This window comes from Sporosarcina jeotgali (assembly GCF_033304595.1).
In the GTDB taxonomy this organism is placed as follows: Bacteria; Bacillota; Bacilli; order Bacillales_A; family Planococcaceae; genus Sporosarcina; species Sporosarcina jeotgali.
Map to the genome: position 1 here is coordinate 2625477 of NZ_CP116341.1, position 18826 is coordinate 2644302.

17 protein-coding genes are annotated in these 18826 nt (G+C 43.7%); 5 read left to right on the top strand and 12 right to left on the bottom strand.

The features are described from left to right. Positions 1–58 precede the first annotated feature (58 nt). From PGH26_RS13215 to hxlR, 5 genes are all read right to left on the bottom strand, one after another. Positions 59–1552 (bottom strand): sodium:solute symporter family protein, encoded by a 1494-nt coding sequence (locus PGH26_RS13215; protein WP_323691514.1) that lies wholly within the window; start codon positions 1550–1552, stop codon positions 59–61. Positions 1553–1634: 82 nt separating this feature from the next. After that, a complete protein-coding gene (locus PGH26_RS13220; protein WP_323691515.1) occupies positions 1635–2507 on the bottom strand; it encodes an N-acetylneuraminate lyase in 873 nt (290 codons plus the stop codon). A gap of 40 nt (positions 2508–2547) precedes the next feature. After that, positions 2548–3234, bottom strand: coding sequence for an N-acetylmannosamine-6-phosphate 2-epimerase (locus PGH26_RS13225; RefSeq protein ID WP_323691516.1), 687 nt, complete (start codon positions 3232–3234; stop codon positions 2548–2550). 216 nt (positions 3235–3450) lie between these two features. Next, on the bottom strand, positions 3451–3798 hold the full coding sequence (locus tag PGH26_RS13230) for a hypothetical protein (protein ID WP_323691517.1): 348 nt from the start codon (positions 3796–3798) through the stop codon (positions 3451–3453). A 167-nt stretch (positions 3799–3965) separates the two neighbouring features. Continuing rightward, a complete protein-coding gene (gene hxlR, locus PGH26_RS13235) occupies positions 3966–4328 on the bottom strand; it encodes a transcriptional activator HxlR (RefSeq protein ID WP_323691518.1) in 363 nt (120 codons plus the stop codon). A gap of 188 nt (positions 4329–4516) precedes the next feature. Here hxlR and PGH26_RS13240 point away from each other — a divergent pair, with 188 nt between their 5' ends. Then, entirely contained in the window at positions 4517–5503 is a 987-nt protein-coding gene (locus PGH26_RS13240) for a Gfo/Idh/MocA family protein (protein ID WP_323691519.1), read from the top strand. A gap of 62 nt (positions 5504–5565) precedes the next feature. Here the strand turns inward: PGH26_RS13240 and PGH26_RS13245 are convergent, their stop codons facing one another. The 4 genes from PGH26_RS13245 to hxlA form a co-directional block, all read right to left on the bottom strand. Continuing rightward, complete coding sequence (locus tag PGH26_RS13245; RefSeq protein ID WP_323691520.1) at positions 5566–6378, bottom strand: Cof-type HAD-IIB family hydrolase; 813 nt, start codon at positions 6376–6378, stop codon at positions 5566–5568. Between the two features lie 40 nt (positions 6379–6418). Then, entirely contained in the window at positions 6419–7036 is a 618-nt protein-coding gene (locus PGH26_RS13250) for a cyclase family protein (RefSeq protein ID WP_323693530.1), read from the bottom strand. 147 nt (positions 7037–7183) lie between these two features. Further along, on the bottom strand, positions 7184–7738 hold the full coding sequence (hxlB, locus tag PGH26_RS13255) for a 6-phospho-3-hexuloisomerase (RefSeq protein WP_431312545.1): 555 nt from the start codon (positions 7736–7738) through the stop codon (positions 7184–7186). 1 nt (position 7739) lies between these two features. Further along, the gene (gene hxlA / locus PGH26_RS13260; RefSeq protein ID WP_323691522.1) at positions 7740–8381 is read right to left on the bottom strand and encodes a 3-hexulose-6-phosphate synthase; all 642 of its coding nucleotides are present in this window, start codon (positions 8379–8381) and stop codon (positions 7740–7742) included. Positions 8382–8792: 411 nt separating this feature from the next. Between hxlA and zwf the strand changes: the two genes are divergently transcribed. Genes zwf through gndA form a run of 3 tightly spaced genes read left to right on the top strand, consistent with a single transcriptional unit; the run spans position 8793 to position 13117 of the window. Next, positions 8793–10295, top strand: a complete 1503-nt coding sequence (gene zwf, locus PGH26_RS13265) for a glucose-6-phosphate dehydrogenase (protein WP_323691523.1) — start codon at positions 8793–8795, stop codon at positions 10293–10295. A 35-nt stretch (positions 10296–10330) separates the two neighbouring features. Further along, positions 10331–11680, top strand: coding sequence for a glucose-6-phosphate isomerase (locus PGH26_RS13270; protein WP_323691524.1), 1350 nt, complete (start codon positions 10331–10333; stop codon positions 11678–11680). Between the two features lie 21 nt (positions 11681–11701). Then, positions 11702–13117 carry an NADP-dependent phosphogluconate dehydrogenase gene (gndA, locus tag PGH26_RS13275; protein WP_323691525.1) on the top strand — a complete coding sequence of 472 codons (1416 nt, stop codon included), beginning with the start codon at positions 11702–11704 and terminating at the stop codon, positions 13115–13117. Between the two features lie 66 nt (positions 13118–13183). Here the strand turns inward: gndA and PGH26_RS13280 are convergent, their stop codons facing one another. The 3 genes from PGH26_RS13280 to PGH26_RS13290 form a co-directional block, all read right to left on the bottom strand. After that, positions 13184–14545, bottom strand: a complete 1362-nt coding sequence (locus tag PGH26_RS13280) for a dihydrolipoyl dehydrogenase family protein (RefSeq protein ID WP_323691526.1) — start codon at positions 14543–14545, stop codon at positions 13184–13186. Positions 14546–14743: 198 nt separating this feature from the next. Then, entirely contained in the window at positions 14744–15538 is a 795-nt protein-coding gene (locus PGH26_RS13285; RefSeq protein WP_323691527.1) for a YqhG family protein, read from the bottom strand. 25 nt (positions 15539–15563) lie between these two features. Further along, a complete protein-coding gene (locus tag PGH26_RS13290; protein WP_323691528.1) occupies positions 15564–17084 on the bottom strand; it encodes a DEAD/DEAH box helicase in 1521 nt (506 codons plus the stop codon). A 199-nt stretch (positions 17085–17283) separates the two neighbouring features. Between PGH26_RS13290 and PGH26_RS13295 the strand changes: the two genes are divergently transcribed. Further along, positions 17284–18798, top strand: coding sequence for an MDR family MFS transporter (locus PGH26_RS13295; protein WP_323691529.1), 1515 nt, complete (start codon positions 17284–17286; stop codon positions 18796–18798). The last annotated feature ends 28 nt before the right edge of the window (positions 18799–18826 follow it).

The window sequence follows — 18826 nt, forward strand, 5'->3', positions numbered from 1 at the left end:
ATAGCGAAGGACAGCACCAATTATGCGGCGCTGTCCTTTCCTTTTATTTTTATAACTCTTACTTTTGATCGTAATAAGTAAGCCCTGCAGAACTATCCTCTGCCTTACTCTTTTCTTTGAACAGCAAGCTGAACAAGTAACCGAATACGAGAGAAGAGACGAGGTTAATAAGTGAATACGCCCATAGCGTCGTGTCCGTGAAATAAGAAACATAGATCGCGATAAGGGACGTCACGATGAAACCAGCAATCGCGCCTTTTGTATTCGCGCGTTTCGTCAACACGCCAAGTGTGAATGTACCACCGATAATACCAAGCACAAGACCCATCAGACCATTGAACCATTCATACGCAGAACTAACGTTAGAGTATGCGAGAACAATTGCAAAGATGATTGATAGAATACCTACTATGATGCTGACAGCTTTAGCTATTTTCGTTCCTTTTTCATCGGTCATATCCGGTCGCAATACTTTTTGAATATCCAATGTCCAACTGGTCGCGACACTGTTCAAACCTGTTGAGAGCGTCGATTGACCAGCCGCGAACAGACCTGCAATCAGTAATCCTGAGATCCCTGCCGGTAATTCAGTAACGATGAAATTCGCGAAAATGAGATCTTTTGCACCATCAGGCATCGCGCCGCCCGCTTGCTTGTAAAACACATAGAGAGACGTTCCGATAAAGAAGAACAGGGTTGCGGTACCAAGCGAAAGCACACCGTTCATGATCGTCATTTTGTTCATCTGCTTCAAATCTGTCGTAGTCAAATAACGCTGTACCATGTCTTGACTTGAAATGTACGAGAACAATGTAGACAAGCCAGCACCAAGGAAAATGATGAACAAGCTATCATTGAAAATATTCGGGTCAAAAATCACAGCTTCACTAAAGAACTTGTTGTCTTGGACACCGACCTTCATAATCTCCGGGAAGCCGCCTTTAACAGAAATTATAAGTACGATAAGAGCAAAAATCCCGCCGCCTATCAAGACAATCCCTTGGATGAAATCTGTCCATAGAACGGATTTAATCCCGCCAATTGAAGAGTAAATCGTTGCGATGACACCCATGAATAAAATGATAGCTACTGTATGAATGCCTGTTACCGCTGATAGTGCGAGTGCAGGCAAGTACATGATGATCGACATACGTCCGACTTGGTAGATGATGAAAAGAGAACTTCCCATAATCCGTAAGCCTTTGCCAAATCGTTTTTCTAAATACTCATACGCTGTATCGATGTTAAGATTGCGATATACCGGCAAGAAGAAGTAGATTGCCACCGGAACTGCGATGAACAATCCAATCTGACCTGCCCAAAGCTGCCAGTTTCCAAGATATGAATTTCCTGCGAGTGATAAGAATGATATTGGAGAAAGCAGTGTTGCAAATAGACTCACCGATGTGACCCACCACGGTATACTTCCATCACCTTTAAAAAACTCTTTGCCTTTCATTTCTTTCTTGGCAACCGCTATCCCGATATACAGAATCAGAAGCAAATACGCAACCAAAATCACGTAATCGATTACTGCAAATTTTCCATCCATCCCTTTTCCCCCTATCATCACTTTGTCTATAGGTAAGCGCTTACTTGCAAGCTAAAAGACTTCCGCAGAAGTCTTTCGTGCATCACTTAGTTAAGAAAGTTGCTGCAAGGTCTTGTGCCACTTTCACATTGTCTGCGGACAGCTGTTTCATTGGCTTGCGGCAGACTCCCGCTTCGACACCTTGAGTTTTCAACATTTCTTTGATTGTCTGGTAAAGGCCATTTGCCAAAATTCCTGAAATGAGATCATTTGTTACTTTCTGGATTTCACGCGCTTCTTCAATTTTCCCTTCTTGTGCAAGTTCAAAGATCGAACGGGCGCGTGCACCATTGACGTTAAACGTACTGCCGATTGCACCATCTACGTTCAAAACAGCTGCAGATAATAGCATTTCGTCGAATCCTGAATAGATCAGCTTCTCTGGGTATGCATGACGTAAACGCTCAAGTAAATAGAAATCAGGTGCTGTGAATTTAACTCCAATGATTTTCTCATTTTCAAACAGCTCACCGAATTGCTCCAGGCTCATGTTGACGCCAGTTAACGCAGGTATTGAATAGATAATCATCGTATTATCGACGCTGTTGATAATCGTATTGTAGTAATCTTTTACTTCTTCGAAATCGAATTTGTAGTAGAAAGGGGTAACGGCAGATAAAGAATCATAGCCAAGATCTGTCGCATATTTAGCGAGCTCAACAGCTTCATCAATGTTAAGTGCACCGACTTGAGCGATCAGCTTTACTTGGTCCCCGGCTTCGTCCTTGACGATTTCAAAGATCCGCTTTTTGTCTTCAGTTGAGATCAAGAAGTTCTCTCCTGTACTTCCGTTGACGTATAATCCGTCCACTTTAGAGACATCGATGTTGTGACGTACTAACTGGCGCAACCCTTTTTCGTGAATGTTCCCCTGCTCGTCAAATGCACACATTAGTGCTGTAAAAATACCTTTCATGCGAATCCGCTCCTCTTTTTCATATAGTGTTGTGCGTCTATTAGTTGTGATGAATAGCTGTTGCAAATTTTTCTGTGATTGTCATAGGTCGTGTAATAGCGCTTCCTACGACCACTGCATGGGCTCCAAGTTCAATGGCCTGCTTTGCCTTTTCAGGCGTATCAAAGTTCCCCTCAGCAATGACTGGGACGTTCACTTTTTCAACAAGCTGTTTCACTAGTTCCAGCGGTTTCACACCATGGGAATAAGGTGTATACCCTGCTAATGTCGGAGCGACAATGTCCGCGCCCGCTTCAGCAGCAAGCACCCCTTCTTCTAATGTAGACACATCCGCCATAAAGAGCTGTTCAGGATACTTCTGTTTTGCCTGGCTGAGAAGTTCTTTGAACGTCAGATGTCCGGGTCTCATTCGATCCGTGCCATCCAGCGCGATAATGTCGACACCTTCTTCAGCCAGTGCACTTATTTCTGTGATAGTTGGGGTAATGAAGACCGCCTCGTTCGGATAGTCCTTCTTAATGATTCCGATAATCGGGAGATTAACTTCTAGTTTAATCGCTTGGATATCTTCTACTGTGTTAGCCCGAATGCCAGCAGCTCCGCCAAGTTTTGCGGCGAGTGCCATTTTACTCATAATGAATGAACTGTGCAGCGGCTCATCCTCTAATGCCTGGCAAGAGACAATAAGCGAATGTTGTAATTGGTTTAGTAACTCTTGGCTGTTCATAAATAGTCTCCTTGCTGTTTGACGTTGAACGAGAAATAACTAGAAAGCGTTTTCAATCTAGTGGCACTATATCATTTATGAAAGTAAACTGTCAAATATTCATAATTAATGATTATTAAATTGTCATTATGTACATGTGCCGGCCAGTTTGGCAGATTCTGAACAAAACAAAAAAGCAATGACTCAACGCGGAGTCATTGCAAGATCGTGTTCTAGTCAGTTTTTGCGTGTAAGAAGAAACCCAGCGATTCCGGTAACGATTAACCCAATTGCGGCTAGCTTCCGATAATTATTTACTGGTTTGAAGCTGACGTGATCCGGTGTGATTTCATATACACCAACCGGTTTGACAGAAAAACTTCCGCCGGCCCCTTCTCCTCCGCCTCCAACAGCATACTTCATCTTAGCGACAGGAATTACTTTGTTTAGTCCTACTTCAACCGGTTCACCGTATATAAGCGATACATCTTTTTGAATCCCAAACTTTTTAAAGACCGCTTTTATCGGCGTTTCTTCAGAGTTCATGTCCAATTCAGCACGGTTATCGATTTCATTATAATTCACTTATTCTTCCCCTCATTTCTAAACAGAGTTTTGTGACGTGTTAGTATACTGTCTGTTACGGAGCGGCATGACACTTAGTTTCACTTCTGCCTTTTTCCACAAAAAAAGTCCTCATCTGCAAATTAAAATGAGGACGTTAGTTTTGTGAAATTCTCCTGCTTATACAATCAGTTTTCGTTTTTTTCTTCATCACTGGGTTCTAAATTGTTCGCAATATAGGTTTTCCCCCATTCGTACATCGCATCTAAAATTGGCATAAGCGTTCTTCCTTGTTCAGTTAATGAATACTCCACTTTTGGAGGAACCACTGGATATACTTCGCGATGGACAATCAAATGGTCTTCCAGTTCCCGTAATTGGTTAACAAGCATCCGCTGCGTAATTCCAGGCATCAGGTTCTTCAATTCCCCAAAACGCTTAGTTCCTTCTTTTCCTAAATGCCATAGGACTAACATTTTCCACTTTCCTCCGATAATCGACAGCGTTAATTCCTTTTCACAATTAAACTCTTTCTCACCTAACTTCGGCACGTTACCCCTCCTGAACCTTATAATTACCTATAGTATACTTTTCGACACTATGTATACTTTAATGTTGTAGTTTTAATTGGAACTTGTACACATTATAATGGAACTATCCCCATTCGTAAATTCTGTTGTTTTGAATAGGAATACATGGAATCGGAGGGTTTTTATCAACTAAAAACAGAGGTGACACAATGATTAGAATTGGTGTAGTCGGAACGAACTGGATCACAGAGAGATTATTGGGCGGAGCTGCACACGTGGAGACACTAAGCGTAACAGCTGTTTACTCCAGAACCAGTGAACGGGCAGAAGAGTTTGCGGGTAAGCATGGAATTCCCCATCAGTTTACGAATCTCGAAGAAATGGCGGGCAGCGACAAAATTGACGCGGTGTACATCGCTACCCCGAATTCTTTTCACGCAGAACAAGCTATCCTTTTCTTAAAAAATGGCAAACACGTTTTATGCGAGAAACCGCTCGCAGCCAATTCGAAGGAAGTCCAGCACATGTTTGAAACGGCGAAGAAACATAACGTTCTTTTAATGGAGGCTATGAAATCCACACTCATGCCAAACTTTAAAGTGATTCAAGACAATCTTCACAAGATCGGAACCATTCGAAAGTACTTTGCAAGCTTCTGCCAATACTCATCTAGATATGACCAGTACAAGGAAGGGATCGTGTTAAATGCGTTCAATCCAAAATTTGCAAATGGCGCATTGATGGATCTTGGGGTCTATTGTATTTATCCTTTAATTGCCCTGTTCGGAGAACCTCTTGAAGTGAAAGCGACGGGCACACTTCTAGCATCCGGTGTAGATAGTTCAGGAAGCGTTACATTAAAATACGAAGACAAGGACGCGGTGCTGATGTACTCTAAAGTTTCAAATTCCGCCTTGCCTTGGGAGATTCAGGGAGAAAAAGGCACTATGCTAATCACAAAAGTTTCATCTCCTGAGCAAGTGGAAATCCAGTATAACGATGGACGTGTTGAAACACTTACCGCCGAAATGCCTTATCCATCGATGGCCTACGAATTGCAGGAGTTTGCAGATTTGATTGACCAGGGTAAAACAGAATCGACTGTGAACACTTATTTCAATTCTTATACGACTATGAAAGTGGCGGATGCCATCCGGAAAGATATCGGTTTGGAATTCCCAAGCGATTTAGATTAACACAAACAAGGCTTGGGCTATGTGTACGCATAGTCCAAGCCTTGTCATATGAATACTGATCGTTAATTGTCATTTGTTACGGGGTTCAATACAAATTGTTCAAGTGCATGAAGCACACCCTCGTCATTGTTTGTCTTAGTAATGTAATCCGCGACACTTTTTAACGCCTCGACTCCATTCCCCATGACCACTCCTAAACCAGCTGTCATGATGAGCTCGAAATCATTATGATTATCGCCAATACCGATTATTTCAGAACGCTCGATTCCAAGTTGCTCAGCTAAGTAGAGCAGCGCCGTTCCCTTATTCGCTTCTGGGTTTGTAACTTCCAAGTAATGGGGTTTCGATTTCGCGATATGTGCACTTGCACCGAATTCCTGCTGTAACGTGATCTGAAAACGATCTAAATTCATCGGTTCTCCAATGAACAGCACTTTCGTAAAACCCTTTTCCGATAGGCTGTTTAAATCGTCTATAACAGTATAAGATACGTCGCCTTCTCTCGCGTATCCTTGTATCTCTTCGTTATCTACAGCTGAGTAGACGATATCGTCTTGATACACTTGAATGTGCACCTGATGCTCATGCGCTAACTCAATAAGCCTCTTAGAAATTGCTTCAGATACAGGCCGGTCAAACCAAACCTTTTTCTCTTCTGCATCTTTAATGACTGCCCCTTGATACGTAATGAGCGGGACATCCAATTTCAGCTGATCGGCAAACTTTTTTGCTGATGGAAACATGCGGCCTGTGGCTAACGTTACGACTACTCCACTTTCAATCACCTGTTGAATCGCAGTGATTGTATTAGGCGTAATCTCCAATTGATCCGTCAATAACGTTCCATCCAGGTCGATGGCAACTAATTTACACATAAAACTTCTCCTTTATCTCATGACCGTACTGCTGCTGCGGTTATTGAAGACCTTCAAATAACAATACTCTTGCAGGTGATGCGTCTGTTCCGACTAACTTCAGCGGAGCAGCAACCATGAAATAATCACCTTGCTCGACGTCTTTCAAACGAAGTCCTTCTATGATAATAATGTCATTTGCAAAAAGGGTTTTGTGCGTCGGGTGTCCTTCTTGGCTTCGTTCAATTCCAAGTGCATCAATTCCGATTCCACGCACTCCAATATCAGCAAGGTACTGCGCACCGTCAGCCGCCAAGTAAACAAAATCAAAGTCAAATTCTTCTTCAAAGGAGTTTTTAGTCTTCAATAAAACAAAATCGTTCTTCTGAAGGTTAAATCCTTCTAAGTCTGTTTTAGAAATACCAGACTCAACCGTTGTTACATCGATTACTTTACATTGCCCGACAAGATTCGTTAGCGGAAGTGTTTCAAAGGTATCGCCGTCTACGACCATATGAAGCGGGGCATCAATATGAGTACCTGTGTGGACATCAAGTTCCAAGCGCGTTTCTGACACGTATCCATTCGTCACCCGTTTCAATTCCGGCTGCTTTTCCGGCTTGTTTTTATAAACCGTCATTCCTTCATAAATCGAACTCGTTACATCATACATTTTCATCACTCATGACCACCATTCTGTATTAGGTTCTCTTTCAACTATACCGTCATCCTTGCATACTCGCCATCTCCCTGTCTACAGGCAGGACCTTTTAGGATAAAAAAGCCTGAGTCACCAAAATAATTGGGCTCAGGCTTTTCGACACTTCTATTCTAAATTCGCATGACGGCCGTACATGATATCGGAATGTGCGTCACTTTTCTCCATCACTCTCAAAATGAGTGCATCGTAAAATAGAAGCAGCGCCTGTTCAAAAAGGGATCCCATCGGCTGAATGGATTTTCCGCTCGCGCTGTCTGCCTTCGCTTGAGCATGGATTTCGATTGTATGATCCGCCAATCGCCCGATGGTTGAGGCCGGGTTCGTTGTGATAGCCGCGATCGATGCTCCAATGTTTTTTGCCTTTTCTGTCATGGACACTAGACTTTCCGTTTCTCCTGAACCCGAGCCTGCAATGAAAAGATCTTCGGATTCCAAGTTAGGCGTTACAGTTTCACCTACAACGTATGCATCAAGGCCGATATGCATCATGCGCATCACGAAGGCTTTGGCCATAAAACCAGAACGTCCCCCGCCAGCCACGAAAATCTTGTTCGCGTGAAGAATCGCCTCCACTAAGTTTTCAGCGGCTTCTTCTTTCACCATGGAAAGGGTGTGTTTCAGTTCATCCAGTATTTCCTGTGTGTAGGCAGCTGCGTTCATATTACACGACCGCGCCATGCTGGATCATCTGTTTGATTTGCTGCGCTGCTGCTTTCTTGTCAACCTTGCTAGTGATTCCGCCGCCTACAATGACGAGATCCGGTTGAGCTTGAATCACTTCTGCAAGTGTTTCTAACTTAATCCCGCCTGCGATTGCCGTTTTCGCATTTTTAACAACGCTTTTAATCGTACGGAGATCTTCAAATGAATCTTTTCCTTCTGCTTGGAGATCATATCCTGTGTGGACACAGATGTAATCTGCTCCTAATTGATCGAGCTCAGCCGCACGCGTTTTAATATCTTTGACTGCAATCATGTCCACTAAAATCTTCTTGCCTAGCTTTTTAGCTTCTTCAACAGCACCGCGAATGGATGAGTCTTCTGCTTGTGCAAGAATGGTAACGATATCTGCTCCTGCTGCAGATGCGTTCCCTACTTCATATCCTGCTGCGTCCATTATTTTCACGTCTGCAAGTACGTCCAAGTCAGGAAATGCCGCTTTCACTTCTTTCACTGCAGCGAGTCCTTCTTTGTTAATGACTGGCGTTCCGATTTCGACGATATCAATATACTCTCCAACTTCCTTCACCACTTCAATTGCTCCCGGGATATCGACAAGATCTAATGCTAATTGTAATTTCATATATGTGTTCTCCTTTTATATGTTTTTCAGTGCTCACTCAGTGTAAATCCTGAGTGATTATTTGAGAAGTACGCACTTTAAAATCACATACTGACAAGGAGTATACTGTGGAATGCAGTTATGCAGATGGGTTCTATTCCGCTTCATATATAGAGAAGTCAATCTGTATTGAAATTTTTAAAGTAAGGTTATCGAAACTATTCTAATGAATTTAATGCAGGTTCATGCGCACCCCTATAAATGGGTTACAACAAATCTGTTAGGGATCGTCGCCAATTGTTCACAGTATACTTTCAAACACTAACTGTTTTAAAACTGCGTACTTACATTTTTCACATGATAATCTTATACTAGGTACTGTTGCACTTTTAAATACACGAGTAATTATTCAACCAATTGGAGGGAAAACCTATGCAATTCAATAATTTCTCTTCACAACCAGAGGAGCACAGCGAACGAAATGCGCAAGGAATGACTGTTGTTTTGTTTGGTGCTACAGGTGATTTGGCCAAACGGAAGTTATTCCCTGCATTATATAATTTGTATCTTGAGAACAAAATGCCGGAAGCTTTTTCAGTTGTCGGCTTAGGCCGCACTCCGTATACCGACGACGTGTTCCAAACGAAGGTGGAACAATCGCTTCGGACATATTCACGGAGAACTGTTGAAGAAGAAGGATTGCACCAGTTCTTATCCTCTTTCCGCTACTGTACATTTGACGCAACAGAAACAACGTCTTATGTAAAACTAAATGGACTCATCGAACAACGGGAACAGGAATTGGAAATTCCGGAAAACCGGCTGTTTTACTTGTCCGTTGCCCCCGGCCTGATCGATGTCATCACATCTAATCTTAATACAAGCGGTGTCAGCCAGACGTCAGGATGGAAACGACTTATTGTAGAAAAGCCTTTCGGAAGTGATCTGGCCTCAGCCCGCGAGTTGAACCAAAAGCTGCGAATAGCATTTCATGAGGATGAAATCTATAGAATCGATCACTATCTCGGCAAGCCGATGGTCCAAAATCTCGAAACGCTGATCCTCGTCAACCCCGTATTGGATTCGCTATTCAATCACGAGCTGATCGCGAATGTCCAAATTACCGCCAGCGAAACTGTTGGAGTTGAGACAAGAGCCGCTTACTATGATCACGCAGGTGCGATTCGGGACATGGTGCAAAATCATATGCTGCAGCTCGTCATGATGACGGCTCTCCATCTGCCTAAGAAAGCACAGCCTGAAGAAATCCGCTCTAAAAAAGTTGAAATCATGGAAGCGTTACGTCCGATTCAAGGTGAAAACTTACAGACTGATTTGATCCGTGCGCAGTATGGTGAAGGCGACCTTTTTGGCATAGACGTTCCTGCCTATCGCGAAGAACCAGGCGTGCCCCATTCTTCCATGAACGACACATATATTGCAGCCCGATTATTTATCGATAACGAATTTTGGAAAGGGATTCCGTTCTATATTCGAACCGGTAAACGATTGGATAAAAAATCGACCCGTATTGTTTTTGAATTTAAAGAACGTCCTGCACAATTGGAAGACTACCGTCCAGAAGGGCTTGCCCCGAATTTGTTAATTCTTGAAATCAGTCCGAATGAGAGCATTTCGCTGCAAGTGAACATGAAAGACCCTTCTGCAAATAAATTCAAGCCTTCTACCATTACGTTCACAACGAACTCAAGCAATCAGCCAGAAGCTTACGAACTGCTGTTACATGACGCAATGCTTGGGAATGCGACGTTCTTTGCAAATTGGAAGGAAGTCGAATTGTCCTGGCAATGGATTCAGCCTTTGCTTGAGGCATTCGAGGAAAACCAATTACCGCTGGTCACATATGCCGCTGGCTCAACGGGACCCAAAGAAGCAAAACAGTTACTTGCAAATGATCACGCTAACTGGTGGTAATCAGACCATCTTTCAACTAAAAGGAGATACAGCACATGTCAGTTACATTTGAATACACAAACGCAATGTCTTTCATGAAGAGTACAGAGATGGATAACTTCAGTGAATTTGTAAAGTCCGCTCATAACCAGATACACGGCCAGCGCGGACCCGGATCGGATTATCTTGGCTGGGTCAATTGGCCAATAGAGTATGACAGAGAAGAATTCGAACGTGTAAAATCTGCGGCTTCACGAATTCAACAACAATCAGATGCATTAATTGTTATTGGAATCGGCGGCTCGTATCTCGGATCGAAGGCTGCAATTGAAGCTCTTTCCCATACATTCCATAACCAAATCGACGGCAATACGGAAGTATACTTTGCCGGGCAGAATATCAGTTCTATCTATATCGAGAACCTTCTTCATGTGTTAGAAGGAAAAGATATTTCTATCAATGTGATCTCGAAGTCAGGAACTACGACAGAACCTGCGCTGGCTTTCCGGATTTTCCGTGAATTCATGGAGAAAAAGTACGGAGAGGAAGAAGCACGGAAGCGAATTTACGTAACTACGGACAAAACAGAAGGCGCTCTTCGCACGCTCGCTACTGAAGAAGGATACGAAACGTTCGTAATTCCAGAGGATATCGGAGGTCGCTATTCTGTTCTCACACCGGTCGGACTTCTCCCAATCGCTGTTGCTGGACTTGATATTGACCAAATGATGGCTGGCGCTGAAGCGTCTTATCATAAGTATAATAATCCTGATATCGCGACAAATGGCAGTTATCAATATGCAGCCGTTCGCAATATTTTCAACAGTAAAGGGAAATCCATCGAGTTATTGGTTACCTACGAACCAGGCCTCCATTATGTTGCCGAATGGTGGAAACAACTATTCGGTGAAAGTGAAGGTAAAGATGTCAAAGGTCTCTTCCCTGCTTCTGTGAACTTCACGACAGACTTGCATTCAATGGGCCAATACGTTCAAGAAGGACGCCGTCTGTTCATCGAAACCGTACTGCAAATAAAGAAATCACCAGTTGAGCGGACAATTCAAGCAGACGCAAACAACATTGACGGACTGAATTTCTTAACTGGAAAAACAATGGACGAAGTAAACAAGATGGCAGCTCTCGGTACGACGCTTGCCCATATCGATGGAGACGTTCCGAACTTGCTGATCGAGTTAGATGAATTGAATGAATACACGTTTGGCGAACTCGTCTATTTCTTCGAAAAAGCGTGTGCGATCAGCGGGACCTTGCTGGGTGTAAATCCATTTGATCAGCCCGGGGTTGAAACCTATAAGAAGAATATGTTTGCACTCCTCGGTAAAGATGGATATGAGGAAGAACGCAAACAGTTAGAAGAACGCTTAGCAGAGATCACCAAACACTGAAAACCAGAACGGAGGATGACTATGAGCAATCAGCAAATCGGCGTTATCGGACTTGGCGTTATGGGCTTAAATTTGGCGCTTAACATGGAAAGCAAAGGATTCCCTGTTGCGGTCTACGACTATTGGACAGATCGTACGGATGAATTCATTGCGAATGAAGCCAGCGGAAAAAATATCATCGGGGCTTCCACTCTTGAACAATTTGTCGCATCCATCGCAACACCGCGCAAGATTTTAATGATGGTTAAAGCCGGAGAAACAACGGATTCGGTCATCCAATCCCTGCTTCCTCACCTTGAACCGGGAGATATTTTAATCGATGGCGGCAATACATTCTTTGAAGACACGAATCGTCGGACAGCCGAGTTGCAAGCTTCTGGTATACACTTCATCGGAACGGGCGTATCGGGCGGCGAAGAAGGGGCGCGCTTCGGTCCTTCTCTCATGCCGGGCGGGCCGAAGGAAGCGTATGAGCAGGTAAAACCAATCTTGGATGCCATTTCAGCAAAAGTGGATGGAACGCCTTGCAGCGCCCATATGGGGCCTGAAGGTGCCGGACATTATGTGAAGATGGTACATAATGGGATTGAATACGGGGATATGCAGCTTATTTCAGAAGCGTATTTCATTATGAAACACGCACTTGGGATGACAGCTTCCGAGCTGCATGACACATTTGCAGAGTGGAACAACGGCGAACTGAATAGTTACCTGATTGAAATCACTTCTGATATTTTTGCGAAGACCGATGATGAGACAGGTAAGCCGTTACTTGATCAGATTTTAGATAAAGCCGGGCAAAAAGGGACAGGCAAGTGGACAAGTCAAAATGCATTGGACTTAGGGATTTCACTGCCTATCGTGACAGAATCTGTTTTCGCACGGTTCATCTCTTCCATTAAAGAAGAGCGCGTTGCTGCGAGTCAATTGCTCACAGGACCTGAAGTTACTCCGTTTTCGAGCGATCGTACAGCGATGATCGAAGCGATTCGAAAAGCATTGTATATGAGTAAGATCTGTTCGTATGCACAAGGATTCGCTCAAATGCGAGCTGCTTCTGATGAGTATGGCTGGGACATTCCTTACGGCGAAGTGGCAATGATCTTCCGCGGAGGCTGTATCATCCGTGCGCAGTTCCTGCAAAACATCAAAGACGCGTTCGATCAAAATCCAGAGTTGCCGAACTTGTTAGTAGATCCTTATTTCACTAAAATTGTCGGGGACTATCAGTCAGCACTTCGTGAAGTATTGACACTTGCGATTGGGCAAGGTGTTCCCACACCTGCATTCTCCAGTGCACTCGCTTATTACGATAGTTACCGTACATCGACATTGCCTGCGAACCTGATCCAAGCACAGCGTGATTATTTCGGCGCTCATACATATGAGCGGATCGATCAAGAAGGTATGTTCCATACAGACTGGTCAAAGAAGTAATTTAAATTACCAGATAACCCCGCTCATCAATTAGATGGCGGGGTTTATTTATATGAAACTAAATCATTATTCGACTTCGTTCAACATGGAACCAATATCGGATGCTGCGGTAGGATAGGCAAAAATCGTCTTCTTCATTTCTTCAAACGTTAACTCCAGACGAATGGCCGTAGAGAAATGATTGATGAGATCATCTGCATTGTCGCCTAAAATATGCGCACCCAGGACTGTCCCTTTCTCCACATCAGTAATGAGTTTGAATGCGGCTGCCTGCTCGTTCGTCCGTTTAAATGTAAACCAATCTGTTATTTCTTGGTACGTCACCTTGGTTTTTTGTTTAGACTTTTTAGCTTCCTCTTCTGTCATGCCAACGGAACCGATTTTTGGGACCGTAAACGCAACAGACGGGACCACTGGATAGTCAATAGGCGTGCTGTTGTCATTGAGTAAGTTTTGGATGACTGCATCAGAATCTCTTGATGAAATCGGGGTCAGTGGAGGCGCAGAGGTTTCGGCTGAGTCACCCGCAGCATAGACATTCGAGTTGCTGACACTTTGCAGGTATTCGTTCACTTGCACGCCTCCCTTATCTCCAAGAGTAATGTTTCCTTTTTCAGGATTCACATCGAGTGCAGGAGCACGTCCCAATCCATGAACAACCAAATCAGCTGTAAAAGTTTGCTGCGTGTCGTCTTTACTGCCAGTTACAGTAAACGTATCTCCGTTTTTTTCTATGGACTCCACACGAGTGTTCAGATGCATGGTTATGCCAGCTTGTTCGGAACGCTTTACAAGCAAATCGACTAAATCGGGATCGAATTGCTCCAGAGGGCGTTCCCCGCCATGAATGATTTCCACTTCCGCGCCTGCACGGGCTGCAAGATGGGCAAATTCCATTGAAATATAGCCGCCCCCTGCAAAAATGATTTTCTTCGGCAATTCTTCAAGTTCAAGGAAGTCATCGCTATGAATCATCAAGTCCTCGCCCTCAAGCCCCAATTGTACAGGTTGTGCACCTGTTGCGAGTACGATTTTCCTGCCAGTAAGAACGTCTTTATCCACTTTAATTTGAGTTTCAGACTCAAACTTCGCTTCGCCATGATAACAATCGATGCCGAGTTCTTTGAATTTCTTCTCCGTCTGCTCGGGAACAGGTTCTGTGAAGGTTTTCTTGAATGCCATCAGCTCTTTCCAGTCAATATGGGCATCACCAGCGAGACCTTTCCCGCTCATTCGCTCTTTCCAATCCATCCACTCTGCAGCTCCGACCAATACTTTTTTCGGATCACATCCGCGTTGCGGACACGTCCCCCCGAACGTGCGTCTATCGATAATGGCAACATCCCATCCTGCTTTTTTACACGCTTGCGCAATACTGGAGCCCGCAGTTCCGGTCCCCACAACGACCAAATCATAGTTTTTTTCCATATGTAAATCCTCCTCTACTGATTATCTGGAATTCAATCACTACTTCTGAATTTACCCTTGTCCGGCGAATTTAATCTTGCAGAGGACAGGAATGTTCGTATGAAGACAGGATTGGATGGTTTGTGCCTGGAAACAGCTCATTTCAAACGTAAAAAGGATGCCGCACTGGCATCCTTTGGCAATTGTTTTTAAAAAATGTCATAGTAACGGCGTCTTCAAATAAAACAAACCGCCATTGATGATTTCAATTCGGATTGTCGTTTCATACTGTTCTTCAATCGCTTTTTTCTCTATATGATAACTTTCAGGTACATCCTCGACGCCCGTGTAAAAGTAATCCAGCACACGCAAATCTTTGACTTGGCGCTGCTTTGCTTCATCTACCCACGTATGATCATCCTGATTCACAACGTTTTCCATGACATCTTCTAGCCGGTCTAAGGCACGTACAGGCGGGATGATGTACGGCAGATAATACGTATTCGCGGATACGGACGGTGCTAACTCCAGTTTCCGGACAGATTCCTGAAACCCGTCAATCACTGCACCATTCATTAAATTCATCCCTAAGGAATAAAGGCTTTCTTTTGTCCGGTCACTGGAATACGTAATTTTATAATTTACACCAAGCCATGGCGTTAATGTTACTTGTGATGTCTGACCAGAACCGGGTTTTTCATAAAGCTGCACAAAAGCGCCTTGTTCTTTCGTCACTTGAAACAGCTGGTGAAGTCTTGGAGAACCGAAGTGGAGTCTTTCTCCTGCCATAGAGGTTGCGAACTGACTTGGATTGGTAATCAGCGTCAGCTTAGCAGGATTCGGTTCTACACCTCCGCTTTCTACATAACTCCAGTAAAACGGACGATTCATAATACGCTTGTCCATGTCGATCGTTAACTGGACCGTCAGATGTTCATCGCTTTCGTCAAGCACCCTGCATTTGTTTTCATTGAAAAACTGTTGGATGTACTGATGAATTTCTTGCTGACGCATAGACACCTTCCTTTCCCGGAAACACTTAAGAGATTGAACGCTTTTCATCGGTTAAAATATGATCCAATTCCCCGACCACTTTTTCAAACACGCCAATCTTCCGTTCGAGCAATTCCACCATTTTGTCTTCAACTGACTGTTCTACCGCTAAATTGTATATATGCACATCTTCGGTTTGTCCAAGTCTATGAACGCGTCCGATCCGCTGCTCTAACTTCATTGGATTCCATGGTAAATCGTAATTGATGACGTGGTGACAAAATTGCAGGTTAATCCCTTCACTTCCCGATTCAGTCGCGATCAGCACTTGCGCGTTGCCCTGGAATAACTGCTTCATCCACTCTCGTTTGTTTTTGCTGAACTTTCCATTGAACAGTACACTTGTGATGCCTTTCGCATGCAATACTGCTTGCAAATAGGCTTGTGTCGCGCGATACTCCGTGAAAATGATTACTTTGTCGTCCGCTTGTTGAATGAGTTCCACAGCTTTTTTTGCCTTTGAATGGATCCCGAGTTCCGTCAGCTTCAACAAAATCTCTTCTATCTGGAATCGGACTTCTGGTTGAGTCGCAGCCTGATGTAGCTTCTCTAATGTCAAGACTGCCGCCAGTTGACTGCTGCACATTTCACGCTGAAGGGTGAGCAGCGTAAACGAATCTGAAACTGGTAACTTTGAAATCATCGAGTAGACAGCTCGTTCTTGTTCTGAAAACTCCAGCGGCATAATTTGTACAAGACGATTCGTCCATTCAATTCCGGTCTCGTGTCTGATGTTGCGTACCATCACTTGCTGGATCAATTCTTTCAAAAACTCGTCTTCTTCTACATGATGCTTGCTCGCAGAAAACACACTTTGAAAAGTTTCTAAGTTCCCTAAATGGCCGGGCTTAAGTAAAGAGATCAAGTTAAACAGTTCGAACACATCATTTTGAATCGGGGTCGCAGTGAGGAGTAAGCAAAACTTTTTCTTCAATTGCTGAACGAACTCATAGTTTTTCGTTTTAGGGTTCTTGAGTTTATGGGCTTCATCTATAATGACCAAATCATATTCTTGTTGAATAATCATCTCTTTATGGGGGCTTCGCTTCGCCATGTCAATACTCATCACCACAATCGGGCAGTGATCTAAATTGTATTTTTTATTGTAAGCAATCGCAGGAATATAGAATTTCTGATTCAGTTCATCAATCCATTGATTCGTTAAAGATGCCGGGGCAAGTATGAGCGCTTTTTTCACAAGTCCGCGTATGAGGTATTCTTTTAAAACGAGCCCTGCTTCAATTGTTTTTCCAAGTCCCACTTCATCTGCTAAAATGGCTTTCCCGTTCATCCGCTCAATAACAGTTTCCGCAGCTTCCAATTGGTGTGCATACGGTGTAAGATTCGGTAAATGCTTCGGCGATTGAAGACCGTGAAATTCTGGAATCACTTTTGCTCTTTCCATGTCATAACACATTTGATAGAGCGTCCAATTGTCCCACTCCTTGCGATTCTCGAGACGTTCAATAAATCCTTCTTTCCATTCCGATGACCGCTCAATTCGCATACGTATCCCCTCATTCAACTTTGTCTTTTAAATTAGCATGCCCAAAGAATAGTGTTTTTATGTGTAGACTCTTTATAGTAAATCCTCTCCAGATTTCTTTATTTAAAATTCTAGATGCCAAGGCTTGAGAATAATGCTATTATAGGAAAGTTCATAAGCAGAAATGCTTGCGGGTACATGTGATTTAGGGGGAATTAGAATGGAAGAAAAACGTACATTAAGGCTTGTACTCGCTGGAATCTTGCTCGGTATTTTAATGTCTGCGATGGATAACACGATTGTCGCGACAGCATTAGGTTCGATTTTAGGAGATTTAGGCGGCGTCGACAGTTATGTATGGATCACTTCTGCTTACGCAGTAGCTGTTCTAGCGGGGATGCCGATTTTCGGTAAGCTCAGCGATATGTTTGGACGTAAACGCTTTTTCATATTTGGTATTATCGTATTCATGGTTGGATCCGCTCTCTGCGGTGTGGCACAATCCGTTCCACAATTAGCGGTCTACCGTGCAATTCAAGGAATCGGTGGCGGCGCATTATTGCCGATTGCCTTTACAATCGTCTTTGATGTCTTCCCTCCTGAAAAACGAGGAAAGATGACCGGCCTCTTAGGTGCTGTTTTCGGTGCATCCAGCGTCATCGGACCGCTGCTCGGTGCTTGGATTACGGAAACGTTCAGCTGGCACTGGGTATTCTATGTCAATATACCAATCGGGTTAGTGTCATTACTGCTCATCGTACGGTTTTACAAAGAAGCCACAAAACCTGTTAAGCAGGCAATCGACTGGCTTGGGGCAATCTCTCTTGTCACAGCGGTGGTCAGTCTAATGTTCGGCCTAGAATTCGGCGGGAAACAATTCGATTGGTCTTCATGGCAAATCATTTCCTTATTCAGCATTTTCGTGATCTTCTTCATCGTGTTCCTGTGGGCGGAAACACGAGCAAAAGAGCCGATCATTTCGTTCTGGATGTTCAAAAACCGTCTGTTTGCCTCTTCCCAAGTACTAGCCTTTCTTTACGGGGCAACATTCATCTGTTTGACGATTTTCATTCCAATATTCGTCCAGGCAGTTTACGGCGGATCCGCAACGAATGCAGGGATCGTATTAATGCCAATGCTGATTGGTACCGTTGTAGGGAGTGCACTTGGCGGAATTCTTCAAACGAAAACGTCTTATCGCAGAATCATGGTCATTTCTGTCATTGCCTATTCAATCGGGATGATTTTGATGAGCACAATCACTCCGGATACTGCACGTACGCTGCTTTCCATTTATATGATATTTGTCGGATTCGGTGTTGGTTTTTCATTTTCTTTATTGCCAGCAGCATCTGTTCACAAAATGGATTTCAGACATCGCGGTTCTGCCAACTCGACGAACTCGTTTTTCCGTTCTTTCGGTCTGGCACTCGGTATTACAATTTTCGGTGCAATCCAAACGAAATTGTTAGCAAGCGGACTCACCTCAGGATTTTCCAAAATGCCTGATAATGGTGCAGGCGGGGTTGAATCGTTTGGCAATATCCAAAACGTATTCCTGCCTGAAACGCGCAAATCCATTCCACCGGACATTTTGGACATCATCACGCATGCAATGTCCGCGTCCATTTCGACAACATTTTTATGGGCACTTATTCCAGTAGCGATTTCAATTATTGCTGTGTGCTACATGGGACCTGAGCGGTTAATCCCGAAAAAAGACGAAGAAAAATAACTAGTAAAGAGGCATCGACAGTGTTAAC